The organism is Methylothermaceae bacteria B42, from assembly GCA_001566965.1.
Taxonomy (GTDB): Bacteria; Pseudomonadota; Gammaproteobacteria; order Methylococcales; family Methylothermaceae; genus Methylohalobius.
Map to the genome: position 1 here is coordinate 483,166 of LSNW01000032.1, position 12,357 is coordinate 495,522.

The window sequence follows — 12,357 nt, forward strand, 5'->3', positions numbered from 1 at the left end:
TACATCTCAATCCGGATACCCTTCAGGATTGCTCGATTGCCAACGCCAGGCGTCGCGGGTCATGTCTTCGATATTTTTTTCCGCTTTCCAGTCCAGCTCCGATGCCGCCAGGGAGGGATCAGCGTAACATTCGGCCACATCACCTGGGCGGCGGTCGACGATCTGGTAGGGGATTTTGACGCCACAGGCCTGCTCGAAGGCTTTGACCACATCCAACACGCTATAGCCAGTGCCCGTGCCGAGGTTATAGGTGAAAACCTGGCCTGGAGGACGGGTGAGCTGTTTATCCACGGCTTTGACATGGGCCTTGGCCAAATCGACAACGTGAATATAATCACGCACGCCAGTGCCGTCACGGGTAGGATAATCGCCGCCGAATACCTGCAGTTGTTTGAGTTTCCCCACCGCCACTTGGGTAATGTAAGGCATAAGATTGTTGGGAATGCCGTTGGGGTCTTCGCCGATCATACCACTATGGTGGGCGCCAACAGGATTGAAATATCGCAGCAAGGTCACGGTCCATGGCATCTGGCTCTGCAATAATTGATCGGCGTTGACCAGATCCCGGAGAATTTCTTCGATGAAGAGCTTGGTGCGGCCATAGGGGTTAGTGGCTTGCAGTGGAAAGTCTTCGGTAATGGGGACGGTATGGGGATCGCCGTATACTGTCGCCGAAGAGCTGAAAACCATGCGCTTGACGCCGGCTGCTTGCATGGCCTCGCAAAGCACCAAAGTACCCGTGATATTGTTGTGGTAATACAAAAGCGGCTTCTCGCAGGACTCCCCTACTGCCTTGAGCCCAGCAAAATGGACCACAATATCAGTTGGATATTGTTGCAAAACCCGGTCCATGGTCTGACGGTCGCCAATATCCGCTTCAATAAAGGGTATCTTGTGACCGGTAATTTCCTCCACCCGGCGTATGGCTTCATATTTGCTGTTGCTAAGATTATCCACTACCACTATCTGGTAGCCCGCATTCAGTAACTCCACACAAGTATGGCTGCCAATATAACCCGCACCTCCTGTGACCAACACATATCCGCTCATTCCAATTGTCCTCCTTGGTGTAATAGATTTGCCGCAAGCCTGGCCAGATTTTCCGCGGCGCGTTGATTACCTAACTGCTTTTTCACTCCGGCCAACTGGCTTCGCTGAGAGTTCGCATATTCAGGATTGGCCAAAATTCGCTTCAGCTCTTCCTCTATTTTAGTCGGTGAAACTTGATCCTGGATGAATTCCCGGCAAATTTCCCTATCGGCCAGAATATTTGGGAGTCCAATATAAGGGGTCTTGACCAACCATTTTCCAATCCGGTATGTCAGAGGCGACAGACGATAGACAATCACCATGGGGACCTGTAATAGCGCCAGCTCCAAAGTAGCCGTTCCAGAACATACCACGGCGGCGTCACAGTATTGCAAGACTTCATAGGCATGCTGTCTGATAATCTTTAAAGACAGCGGCTTTGACCAGACTTGCGAAATCAACGCATCGGAAATCGATGGAGCAAGACTAATCAGCCCCTGGACTTTCGGATCTGAGGCGCTTAGCAATTCCCAAGCATGAGCCATGACGGGCAGTAACCGCTTGACTTCATCTTCCCGGCTTCCCGGCAACAAGGCGATGATCGGCCGGCCTGGGTCCAACTCAAAAAATTGGCAGACCTTTTCCCGGGTCCATGAGGGTTGCACCTGTTGCACGAGGGGATGGCCCACATAAGTTGCGGGCAACTTGACCTTTTCATAATAAGGCAGTTCAAAAGGGAATATCACCGCCATGTGATCCACCGCCTGGGCATAATCTTTAAGCCTTCCGGGGCGCCAGGCCCAAACTTGAGGCCCCACATAAAATAACACTTTTACTCCGGCGCGCTTGGCAAACCGGGCCAGGCGCAGATTAAATTCCTTGTAGTCGATGCAAATCAGCAAATCCGGGCGCCGCGACAGGATTTCCGCTTGCATTTTTCTTAATGCTTTTCGGATTTGGCGATAGCGTTTGAAAACATCAGTCACGCCGATGACACTCAGTCCGTTAGCATCAATCAATAACTCAACACCCGCCGCCTGCATTTCCTCCCCACCCATGCCGAAACCAGACACCCCCTTTAATTGTCTTTTGAGGGTAAGATAGAATAGCGCGCCATGCCTGTCTCCGGAGGCCTCTCCGGCGGATAACATGACGCGATAGTTTTTTTCAGGCATGATCCAGATTCATATTAATAAAGCTCAAAAAAAGCAATGAAAAAAAACCTGACCGATTTTTTCTTTGATACGTCCATGGAGGAATGGCGGCTTCTCAATTTTTATCAGAGATTTGAACAAGTCGTCGCGGTGACAGTAACCATCGTCATCTCAATCGTGGTGGTGTTCGCCCTGTTTGGGTTGCTCAAAGAGGTATTTTCAGGACTGATATTAGGTAGGCTGGATCCCCTGGAACACCGCACTTTCAAGACGATTTTCGGGATGATTATGACGGTGCTCATTGCGATGGAATTCAAGCATTCCATCATCAAGGTGGCGGCGCGCAAGGAAAGCATCATCAAGGTCAGAACCGTTGTCATGATCGCCCTGATGGCTTTAGCGAGGAAAATGATCATTCTCGATTTGGATAAAATTCAACCAGCCTCTTTGATTGCCCTGGCGGTTGCCATCATCGCTCTGGGAATAGTGCTGTGGTTTCTGCGAGAACCCAGGGAACCGGCCTATAATAAAAGCGCTCACTCCCGCAATTCCTTTGGCCGGGTAATGCCGATCAAACGCCCTTTTCCGGGACCAAGATCCTTCCAGGCGCCGTCTACTTCCAAACGGGCCAACGCGGCAGTAGGGAGTAATTTTAACGCACCATCAGAAATTGACCCTGTCAATAACTCCAGTAAATCACTCAGTCCGGGATTGTGCCCCACCAACAATACTTTGCGCGAAGTTTCCGGACACTCTCGCAGCACCGCGAGCAAGTCGGAGACATCTGCATTGTAGATTCTTTCTTCCCAGCTGATTTGTTCGAGAGGAAATCCCAACTCCCGGCATACTCGTTTGACGGTCTGCTTGGCTCGCCTGGCGGGTGAGGCAATGATGGTATCGGGCACCCAATCTTGAGCTGCCATCCACTTCCCCATCCGCGGCGCGTCTCTTTTGCCCCGTTCATTCAAAGGGCGGTCGAAATCTGTGGGGGCGTCGGTATTCCAGGCGGATTTGGCATGGCGCAATAAGCCTAATTCATGTTTTTCGCTCATCTTTCCTCGCTTTCTGATCAGGGTACCGTCATCTATTCATGCCGGGGCGGGTGGTCTGCTTCGAAAAACGCCGTAAATACGTCCCTGTAGGCTCCACGCCGGCCTCCCTGCCGGCGAGGCTTTCGAATCAGACCACCCGCCCCTTCAATCAATCCTTTACGTATTTATATGACGTGGTCTTGGCTTTATGATACTTCACCTTGTAACACTTCGAAGCCTGAAACCACTTCCAGCAACTCGGAAGTAATGGTTTCTTGGCGCAGTTGCTGATAAGTCCTTGTCAGTTGCTCCAACCGCTGGCCGATATTTTTTTCCGCCAGTTGCATGGAAATCAATCGTTGCCCGTGTTCGCTCGCCAAGGATTCGGCACAGGCGCGATAGAGGGAAATAAAAAGATGTTGCCGCGTCAACGCGGCGAACAGGACGTTGGGATTCATGGTGTAGGTGGGCAAGCTACGGCCCTGCCAGGTTTTCTTTTTCAAACGTCTAAAATAGTGTTCATCCAAGGGCAGCAATAGTTGCTGGATGGGACGGTAGCGCCCCCGGCCACTGTGTTTATGGTAAAACAATTTCACTTCATTGATCCCTTCGGCTTGCCAGCTTTCGATTTTCTGGAGAATTTGCTGGACCGTCAGAGTTATGCCGGCTACCGATCCGGGCACAAAAAAACACTCTTCGACCCGAAAACCCAGGGACTCAAGTCCCATGTCCGCCCGCGCGCCCACCGCAAGCAAGCGGGTTCCTTTGGAAGGCTTTAATTTTTCGCGGACATATTCCAAAAGCAGCTCGTTGAACCGGCCACACAACCCTTGATCGGAACCGAATACGATGGCAGCTTTTTCCCCGTTTTTTAACCGCCGGGCGGGGAAAGCCACGTGACGCACCAAGACCTGCAAACCCATTTCCACGGTGTCGCTGTAATCCCCCAGGGATTGGACCGCCTTTTCATACTGGCGGATACTGACCGCTGCCAATACTTTCATGGTACGGACAATGTCCTTGAGCTGGCGGGAGGTATCAATGGCTCGTTGCAAGGTTTCCAGGGTTTGCATTAGCTTCAGTCTTCTGTAAGGGGACAAGAGAAGCAATTGCTTCCATGCCTGTAAAATTTGGGCAGCTTGATATTCTCAAGTGTTCCGGTCTTCCTTCCGTGGGTGTTGGCGGCCTGGATGGCCGCCATCAAGCCCTCAGGGATGAGTTCACGGCGTCCCACGGAAGGAAGACCGGAACACCTTGGTTGCATAAATTCATAGGCAAGATTGCTAATTAACAAAATCAACTTTCCATTTCTGCTACCGCTTTTTTGATCAATTGCAGCAGCAACTGCTTTTCTTCCTTAGTGAGGTTCTTTCCCTGGGCAAGATTGGCAAAACTTGCCTTTTGCGCCATCACCATTGTGCGGATTCTTCTTTCCGCAGCCCGGATTTCATCCACGGAAACTGTATCGAGCAACCCTTCATTCAAGGCGAACAGCACCGCAATTTGTTCCAATGGGGTCAGGGCATCGCCTTCTTCCTGTTTCAAAATCTCCCGCACCCGGCGGCCCCGTTCGATAGCCTGGCGGGTTCGCTCATCCAGGCGGGTTCCGAAGCGGGCGAAGGTTTCCAGTTCTTCAAACTGCGCATAGGCCAGTTTAAGCAGGCCGGTAACCTCGCGGTAAGCAGGCAATTGTGCCTTGCCGCCGACACGGGAAACGGATTTCCCCACATCCACCGCCGGCAGTTGACCGCTCTGAAATAGCAGTGGAGAAACGTATATCTGACCATCGGTAATGGAAATCAAATTAGTGGGAATATAGGCGGAAATATTTTGCGCCTGGGTTTCGACAATGGGCAAGGCGGTCAAACTACCGCCGCCAAATTCCGGTTTCAATCGGGTAGAACGCTCCAACAACCGGGAGTGAATATAGAAAATATCTCCCGGGTAGGCTTCCCTTCCCGGAGGACGGCGCAGCAACAGGGAAAGCTCCCGATAGGCATCGGCGTGACGAGTAAGATCATCATACACTACCAGAACATCCCGCCCCTGGGCCATGAACCATTCGCCAATGGTGGTGGCGGCATAAGGCGCAATGAACTGAAGTCCGGCCGGCATCTCCCCACTGGCAACCACTACCACGCAATATTTCATCGCATCTTCCGCCCGCAACCTGGCAAGCACCCTGGCTACTGTCTGCATGCGCTGACCAATGGCGCAGTAAATACAAATGACATCCTGGTCGTGCTGATTGAGCACGGTATCGACCGCAATGGTGGTCTTGCCGGTCTGACGGTCGCCGACAATCAATTCCCGCTGCCCCCTGCCAACAGGAATCAACGCATCAACCACTTTGATTCCGGTTTGCAGGGGCACCGTGACCGGCGCCCGCTGAATAATCGCCGGAGCTTCCCGCTCCACTGGCCAGCGCTCATCGCTAACGATTCGCCCGCCATCATCCAAGGACCGCCCCAATGGATCAATCACCCGACCCAACAGACCGTTCCCCACAGCGGTATCCAATACCCTGCCGGTGAGGAATACGCTGCCGCCCGCCTTCAACGCTTGTTCAGGGTCCAACAAAACCGCACCCACTTCATGGGGATCCAGATTGAATGCCACGCCGGCCACATCGGCTTCAAATTGCAAGACTTCCATCGCCAATACCCCAGGCAGCCCCCGAATTCTGGCAATGCCGCGGTCGATTTTCAAAATCCGCCCGATTTCTTTGGGAGTCAGGGTAAAGCGATAAGACTCCATCGATTTTTTTAATATTTCCGTACTTTCGTGGATGAAGGGAGCCCACACCGAAGCCGTTTCTTTGTTCATGCTGGTAAGGCTTGTTTGAGAGAAGATTCCAATTCATCCAAATAAGCCGCGAGATTCCAGTGCCAGATACGGCCGTCTGCTTCCAAAGCAATGCCACACAACAAGTTGGGTTGCAGGTCAAATTCAATAGTGATATCCGAGCGCAGCTGCTTTAGGGCGCTTTCAATTTGCTGGCGCTGAGTGTCTTTCAGCGTAAAGCTGGTAGTGACTTTCCACACATTTTCCCCGCTCTCCATCAGCAACCGTTTTTGCTCCAGGCTCAATGATGCCAATTGCTGGAGGAATTTTTTCACCATCAAGGTTTCCAAATCGAAATCCGCCAAATCCCGCAGCGCCTTGCGCGATAATTCCAGCAATTGTTCTGTCAGGACATTTTTCAATTCATTCAGGAGTGCCGCTTGCTCCTGAGCCAACTCTTGCATCCATTGCAACCGTTTTTGCGCCACTTCCTCGCGGGCTTTTTCAAGTAAAGCCTGGCGTTCGGATTCCGCCTCCTGACAAGCCTGTTTTAAAATCTCCTGGCGCTGGGTTTCAATCGCTTCCAGCTTTTGCCGATAGGTGGCAATCATGCGCTCTGCCTTGGCTCTTAACCTTGCAGCTTCATTGAGGCGCGATTCGATATAGCGCTCCCGCGCTTCCATGTTAGCGACAATGGGCCGATATAAAAATCGTTTCAGTAAGGCCAGCAGAATCAAAAAGTTGACGATCTGGGCGATGACCGTGATCCAGTCGATCACCTTAACCTCCGGCGCTACGGAAATATTCCCAATAGGGGTTGGCGAACAGCAAAATCATGGTCACCACAAAACAGTAGATGGCGGTGGATTCCACCATGGCCAAGCCGACAAACAAAGTGCGGGTGATGGTATTGGCTTCGTCCGGCTGCTGGGCAATGGCCGACAACGCCTGAGCCACTGCCCGCCCTTCCCCCAACGCTGGCCCAATGGCGCCTAGACCGATGGTCAAACCTGCGGTAAAGATGGAAACGGCGGCAATCAAGGTTTCTGATGTCATGTCTCTTCCTCGTTTTTATCTAGTTTTTCAATCTTTTCCTGAACGACGACGCTGGCCGAAGCGATATAAACCAACGCCAGAATGGCGAAAATATAGGCCTGGATAAAGCCGGTCAACAGTCCCAACAACTGCATCACAATGGGAAAGAAAAACGGTGTCAGAGTCAACAATACCGCACCAATCACCGCCCCGCTCATGATATTGCCATACAACCTGACCGCCAGCGCCAAAGTACGGGAGAATTCACCAATGATATTAAAGGGCAGCATAATCGGCGTGGGCTGTAGATATTGCAGGAGATAATTTTTCCAGCCCACTGCGCGGATGCCGTACAAAGGCACGGCGATGAAGACACAAATCGCCAAGGCCGTGGTGGTGGACAGGGAAGAGGTAGGCGGAATATAACCCGGTACGATGGCCAGCAAATTGGACAGGGCAATAAATAAAAACAATGTGCCGACAAAAGGCAAATGCTGGTCGGGTTCCTGATGGGTCACATCGCGGATCTGCCCCCGGATCACATTCACCAGCGATTCCAAAAAATTCTGCCACCGCCCCGGCCTTATCTTTGGCGACAGTCGCCGGGTTGCCAGCCAAGCTCCGAATACCAGGAGCGCCATCACGCCCCAGGTGTACACCAAGGTGGCGTTGATTTTAAACAGGCCGAATTGCCAGTAGAGGGTTTGGTCGGGGTTGAATTGCATGATTTATCCTGATTCTGGCTTTTTTTGTACCATTGCCGTCCCTATCACCCGTACAGTCACAAAACCCACCACCGCCACCAACAAACGCCGCCAGTCTTCCGCCATCAACCAGAATAACCCGGTCACGGTAACCGCTGTCCTCACCGCAAAGCTCGCCAACATCCACACAGCGGGATGACGAACTTCCGGGAGCTTTTTTACCGCCCACCATAGCCCGCCGTAAAAAAAAGCTCCCAGTCCTGCGCCAGCAACAAATAAACCGAGCCAAAGCAATATCCCTTCAATCACGGCGGCTTTCTTTCTTGATCCACTGCCAGGCGTTGTAACAGCCCAGCGCCACCCCGGCGAAGAGGAAGGTTAAAGTCCACGACGGAGGGCCTGGATATTGCCTGTCCAGCCACCAACCCAAGGCAATGCCAAGCAATGTGGGCACCGCCACGGACCATCCCACCATGCCGAACATCCCTAAACCAAACCACACGCTTTGCTTTTCCTCCCGACGCGCCTTTAGGTGACGCTTTACTTTTTTTTCAACAGCAAGAGGGAGTTTTTCTTCCCCGGGCGGCTCGTTTTTCGGGTCATCGCTCACTTCAGCACCTCCCGAAATTCACCATAACGGCGCAGGATCCCGGCTTCCAGACGGGCCAAAACGCTGCGGGTAGTGCGCTCGACTTCATCCAATTGCAGGATTTCAGTCTCCACCTGTTGCTTCAAGGTTTCCAGTTGTTCGCCGCGCACCGCTTTGTAAGTGGAAATCTGTACCTGGAAGCCACATTTGACCAAAATTCCTTCATCAATGGCTACATACCAAGTCTGCCGCTGCGCATCGACATAGGTCAATACACCCGCTGCCAAGGCCGCCACAAAATCCACATGCCGGGGCTCTAAACAGAAATAACCGTTTTCAGCTTCGGCGATGATTTTACTGGCGGTGGTTTCCAGAAATACTTCACTGGGCAGCAGAATCTTCAACTTCACGCTGAACCTCATCTATGGTTCCGATCATATATAGGAACTGTTCCGGCACATCTTTGAATTCATCGTTGAGAATCCGCTCACAGCCATCGATCGTATTCTCCAGATTCACCAACACCCCGGGCTTGCCGGTGAAGTGTTCGGTAGTGAAAAAAGGCTGGGTAAGGAACCGTTCCAGCCGCCGCGCCCGGTTGACCGTCAAACGGTCGGCTTCGGACAATTCTTCAATCCCCAGCATAGCGATAATATCTTGCAGCTCTTGATACTCCGCCAAAACCTGACGCACTCGGCGCGCCACCCGGTAATGACGAGTCCCGACCACTGAAGGGTGAAGCATTTTGGAACGGGATTGCAGCGGATCCACCGCCGGATAAAACCCTTGCGCGGCCCGTTGCCGGGACAACACCACCGAGGCGGAAAGATGACCGAAGGTACTGGCGGCAGCCGGATCGGTAAAATCATCAGCAGGTACATAGACCGCCTGAATGGAAGTCATGCTGCCGTGAACGGTGGAACAAATCCGCTCTTCCAATTCCGCCAGCTCGGTTGCTAGGGTGGGTTGATACCCTACCCTGGACGGAATCCGCCCCATCAATCCCGACACTTCCGTCCCCGCCTGAATAAAACGGAAAATGTTGTCAATCAATAGGAGTACGTCCTGATTACGGTCATCGCGGAAATACTCCGCCATGGTCAAGGCGCTATGACCCACCCGGAAACGGACCCCGGGCGACTCATTCATTTGCCCAAACACCAGCACCGCATTCTCAAGCACGCCGGCTTCCTTCATAGTGCGGTAGAGTTCTTCCGCCTCCCGGCAACGCTCGCCAATGCCACAGAAAATACTGACACCACGGTATTTGCCCATCATATTATGAATCAACTCGGTAATGACCACGGTCTTTCCCACCCCGGCACCGCCAAACAAGCCCGCCGTGCCGCCTTTTTCCAAGGGCGACAAAAGATCGATGATCTTGATGCCGGTTTCGAATACTTCCGGCGCGACTTTGCGTTTCGCCAGAGGTACGGATTGGTGGTGGATAGACCGGTACTCCCCAGAATCACCCAACTCATAACCATCGATAGGCTGGCCCAGCATATTCACCATCCGGCCCAACAATATTTCTCCCACCGGCACCTGGATCTGCCCGCCGCTATCGATGACCTGGTCTCCCCGCTGCAAACCTTGGGTATTGGTAAAAGCCAGACAGCGGGCCGTCTGTTGATCCAGGTGGGCCGTGACTTCCAGCAATACCTGACCAGAAATTCCTGCCTTTAAACATTGAAATAAGGGTGGGACACCTTGAGGAAACCTCACATCCACCACGCTTGCGCGAACCGATTGGATGCTGCCTGCTTTAGAGGCTTGAATGGAAGTTTCCATGAGATCCCTCTACGATACAATGAAACGCAAAAGCAATGATAAAAGAATACTAACCCAGAGGTAATGCCATGAACAGCGATCGTTTTAAACTAGCCGCCATCCTCGCCTTCATCCGCGCCACCATGATCTTGCCATTGGCATCATTGGCGTCGCAACTGGCAGGAAATCCAGGCTTTGGACCCATGATGATCACCGCGTTATTGACCCTGCTCAATTTCGCTCTGTTTGTCTATATCATTACCACCTTCAAGGGCTTGCTCAACGAGCGCTTTGGCTATCACAGCCTTGATCTAACCATTTATGGATTAATTGGTCTCAACGCCCTCACGATTTTGGTTCTGTTAGGTCCTATGTTATTACCCGGACAGATCAGCGGGGGTACTGGCTTCATGGCCATCATAAGCTTGGCTTACGGTTTGGTGTTGATTGGCTATGCCTTTCAAATATTAAAGATGGACAACCCCTTGTTCGGCTTTCAAAAACCCTATGGGTATCTGGTCGCTGCGTCCGGGCTTGGCTTTGCTTCCATGGTGTTGGCCGGTGTCGGGGTGATATTCGGGGCGGTGGCCGATATCCTTCTCGGAGTGATCTTTATCAAGGCAAGCGGAAAGTCCGAATAAATTCCCAAACCGACCCCCAAGGCACACTGCCCCACAGTGCCACTGCCGCCAAAATCAGAAACAGAAAGCCGCTCAATTTGTGAATGATATGGATAGGCAAATGTTGAAACACCGTTCGCCCGGCAATCACGCCTATAGCGGAAGTCATGGCCAGAGCCGCAGTCGCCCCTGCCCAGACCGCAACCGGGTTGACTGTGGTACTTAGTCCCGCCACGGCAATCTGGGTTTTGTCCCCGAATTCCGCTAGGAAAATCATTAGCAATGTGGTGATGAAAATGCTATGGCCGCTTTTTTCGGTAATCTTCTCGTCCTCCTCTTCCTCATCCGCTGACCACAAAACGTGCAGCCCAAACCCCGCAAATAGCACTGCTACCGTTACTCCTACCAGCCAACGGGGCAGCCAAGCGGCCACCACGGCGCCAAACACCACCGCCAACAAATTCAATAAGGAAAAAGCAGTTACCGCTCCCAACAATACTGGCCAGGGGCGGTGCCGGGTCGCCAGAGTCATGCAAACCAATTGGCTCTTATCACCGATTTCTGCGGCGGCAATCAAGGCAAAACTGGTGAAAGCGCCCATCCACCACGTACGCTCCGTAATCAAAGCAACAGTCAAAATCCACCATTGCTTGAGCTCCGACCAGTGGTTTTGTAGCAAATCGACCATTTAGCCGAGGGTGGTTTCCAAGATAGTCATAATGGCGAATCCTACCAAGACACCGAACACCGCCAAACGGGAACGCTCTTTGGCTTGAATCTCGGGGATGATTTCATAGGCGATCACATACAACATGGCGCCGGCGGCAAAACCCATGGCCAGGGGCAGCAGCACTTCAAAGACCGTCACCAGCGTCACCCCCAGCAACCCCCCCACTGGCTCCACCAGCCCGGAAATCATGGCAATGACTACTGCTTTCCAGGGTTTATATCCCACCCCAATCAGAGGCAACGCTACCGCCATCCCCTCGGGGATATTCTGGGCGCCGATGGCAATGGCCAATAGCGTCCCATTACTCCAATCCCCACCGCCAAAACTCACGCCCACGGACAACCCTTCCGGGAAGTTGTGAATGGTGATTGCCACCACAAAGATCCATACCTTGCGCAAGGCGGTAGAAATTTCCGCATCGCCACCAAAGATATCATGGGGCACCGTCCTTTCCGCCCAGTCCAAAAACCAGGCGCCGAGCATAATCCCGGCAACCACCACATACACCCCAAGCCCAGGCCATAACGCATTGCCAAATTCCACGCCCGGCTCCACCAGGGAATAAGCCGTCGCCGCCAGCATAATGCCCGCGGCCATGCCCATCATGAAATTAACGGTGCGAAAGGAAATTTCCTTCATAAATACCGCTGGCAGCGCCCCCAGCACCGTCGCAAGCCCGGCCACCACGCTGGCGAAAAAGCCGACCACCACGGTGGCGCCGAAGATCCAATAGAGACCGCCGAAGACCACCACTTGGCTGAGCAAAAAAATACCCAAACCGATTGAAATTTGCATCGCCAAGGACAATTGCAAGAATCGCTGATAGAGGGGATGCTGTTGAATCCTCTCCCACAGGCCCAACGTTTTATTTTGTATTTGTTCTTGAAGCGTTGTTAGATTCATTGGATCAT

Annotated in this window: 14 protein-coding genes and 1 pseudogene; 2 read left to right on the forward strand and 13 right to left on the reverse strand. The window is 52.5% G+C overall.

Features of this window, described 5'->3' with window-relative positions; all coding sequences use genetic code 11:
- Positions 1-6: 6 nt before the first annotated feature.
- Together AXA67_13415 and AXA67_13420 are read right to left on the reverse strand one after the other, a co-directional pair.
- Entirely contained in the window at positions 7-1,050 is a 1,044-nt protein-coding gene (locus AXA67_13415; protein ID KXJ40032.1) for a UDP-glucose 4-epimerase, read from the reverse strand.
- On the reverse strand, positions 1,047-2,204 hold the full coding sequence (locus AXA67_13420; GenBank protein ID KXJ40033.1) for a lipid-A-disaccharide synthase: 1,158 nt from the start codon (positions 2,202-2,204) through the stop codon (positions 1,047-1,049). The genes AXA67_13415 and AXA67_13420 overlap by 4 nt, the downstream gene beginning before the upstream one ends.
- A gap of 36 nt (positions 2,205-2,240) precedes the next feature.
- On the opposite strand from AXA67_13420, the pseudogene AXA67_13425 reads away from it, so the two are divergent.
- Positions 2,241-2,690: pseudogene (locus tag AXA67_13425) on the forward strand (diguanylate cyclase).
- Positions 2,691-3,420: 730 nt separating this feature from the next.
- Here the strand turns inward: AXA67_13425 and AXA67_13430 are convergent.
- The 9 genes from AXA67_13430 to AXA67_13470 form a co-directional block, all read right to left on the reverse strand.
- On the reverse strand, positions 3,421-4,287 hold the full coding sequence (locus tag AXA67_13430) for a hypothetical protein (GenBank protein ID KXJ40034.1): 867 nt from the start codon (positions 4,285-4,287) through the stop codon (positions 3,421-3,423).
- Positions 4,288-4,510: 223 nt separating this feature from the next.
- Complete coding sequence (locus AXA67_13435; GenBank protein ID KXJ40035.1) at positions 4,511-6,040, reverse strand: ATP synthase subunit alpha; 1,530 nt, start codon at positions 6,038-6,040, stop codon at positions 4,511-4,513.
- Positions 6,037-6,777 (reverse strand): hypothetical protein, encoded by a 741-nt coding sequence (locus tag AXA67_13440; GenBank protein KXJ40036.1) that lies wholly within the window; start codon positions 6,775-6,777, stop codon positions 6,037-6,039. Before AXA67_13440 ends, AXA67_13435 begins: the two co-directional genes overlap by 4 nt.
- Before the next feature lies 1 nt (position 6,778).
- Positions 6,779-7,054 (reverse strand): ATP synthase F0F1 subunit C, encoded by a 276-nt coding sequence (locus AXA67_13445; protein KXJ40037.1) that lies wholly within the window; start codon positions 7,052-7,054, stop codon positions 6,779-6,781.
- A complete protein-coding gene (locus tag AXA67_13450) occupies positions 7,051-7,758 on the reverse strand; it encodes a F0F1 ATP synthase subunit A (protein KXJ40038.1) in 708 nt (235 codons plus the stop codon). Before AXA67_13450 ends, AXA67_13445 begins: the two co-directional genes overlap by 4 nt.
- Positions 7,759-7,761: 3 nt before the next feature.
- Positions 7,762-8,046: a hypothetical protein gene (locus AXA67_13455; GenBank protein ID KXJ40039.1), complete on the reverse strand. Its 285-nt coding sequence runs from the start codon at positions 8,044-8,046 to the stop codon at positions 7,762-7,764.
- Positions 8,039-8,347, reverse strand: a complete 309-nt coding sequence (locus tag AXA67_13460; GenBank protein ID KXJ40040.1) for an ATPase F0F1 — start codon at positions 8,345-8,347, stop codon at positions 8,039-8,041. The genes AXA67_13455 and AXA67_13460 overlap by 8 nt, the downstream gene beginning before the upstream one ends.
- On the reverse strand, positions 8,344-8,736 hold the full coding sequence (locus AXA67_13465) for an ATP synthase F0F1 subunit epsilon (protein KXJ40041.1): 393 nt from the start codon (positions 8,734-8,736) through the stop codon (positions 8,344-8,346). Before AXA67_13465 ends, AXA67_13460 begins: the two co-directional genes overlap by 4 nt.
- On the reverse strand, positions 8,708-10,117 hold the full coding sequence (locus tag AXA67_13470) for an ATP synthase subunit beta (GenBank protein KXJ40042.1): 1,410 nt from the start codon (positions 10,115-10,117) through the stop codon (positions 8,708-8,710). Before AXA67_13470 ends, AXA67_13465 begins: the two co-directional genes overlap by 29 nt.
- Before the next feature lie 68 nt (positions 10,118-10,185).
- On the opposite strand from AXA67_13470, the gene AXA67_13475 reads away from it, so the two are divergent.
- Positions 10,186-10,737 (forward strand): hypothetical protein, encoded by a 552-nt coding sequence (locus AXA67_13475; GenBank protein KXJ40043.1) that lies wholly within the window; start codon positions 10,186-10,188, stop codon positions 10,735-10,737.
- Here the strand turns inward: AXA67_13475 and AXA67_13480 are convergent.
- Together AXA67_13480 and AXA67_13485 are read right to left on the reverse strand one after the other, a co-directional pair.
- A complete protein-coding gene (locus AXA67_13480; GenBank protein KXJ40044.1) occupies positions 10,712-11,404 on the reverse strand; it encodes a hypothetical protein in 693 nt (230 codons plus the stop codon). The two genes, AXA67_13475 and AXA67_13480, sit on opposite strands and share 26 nt — an antisense overlap.
- On the reverse strand, positions 11,405-12,349 hold the full coding sequence (locus AXA67_13485; GenBank protein ID KXJ40045.1) for a hypothetical protein: 945 nt from the start codon (positions 12,347-12,349) through the stop codon (positions 11,405-11,407).
- Between the last annotated feature and the right edge of the window lie 8 nt (positions 12,350-12,357).

Coding starts and splice junctions, on each gene's coding strand:
- AXA67_13415 (KXJ40032.1), bottom strand. CDS start 1,050: ATGAGCGGATATGTGTTGGTCACAGGAGGTGCGGGTTATATTGGCAGC.
- AXA67_13420 (KXJ40033.1), bottom strand. CDS start 2,204: ATGCCTGAAAAAAACTATCGCGTCATGTTATCCGCCGGAGAGGCCTCC.
- AXA67_13430 (KXJ40034.1), bottom strand. CDS start 4,287: ATGCAAACCCTGGAAACCTTGCAACGAGCCATTGATACCTCCCGCCAG.
- AXA67_13435 (KXJ40035.1), bottom strand. CDS start 6,040: ATGAACAAAGAAACGGCTTCGGTGTGGGCTCCCTTCATCCACGAAAGT.
- AXA67_13445 (KXJ40037.1), bottom strand. CDS start 7,054: ATGACATCAGAAACCTTGATTGCCGCCGTTTCCATCTTTACCGCAGGT.
- AXA67_13450 (KXJ40038.1), bottom strand. CDS start 7,758: ATGCAATTCAACCCCGACCAAACCCTCTACTGGCAATTCGGCCTGTTT.
- AXA67_13470 (KXJ40042.1), bottom strand. CDS start 10,117: ATGGAAACTTCCATTCAAGCCTCTAAAGCAGGCAGCATCCAATCGGTT.
- AXA67_13475 (KXJ40043.1), top strand. CDS start 10,186: ATGAACAGCGATCGTTTTAAACTAGCCGCCATCCTCGCCTTCATCCGC.
- AXA67_13480 (KXJ40044.1), bottom strand. CDS start 11,404: ATGGTCGATTTGCTACAAAACCACTGGTCGGAGCTCAAGCAATGGTGG.
- AXA67_13485 (KXJ40045.1), bottom strand. CDS start 12,349: ATGAATCTAACAACGCTTCAAGAACAAATACAAAATAAAACGTTGGGC.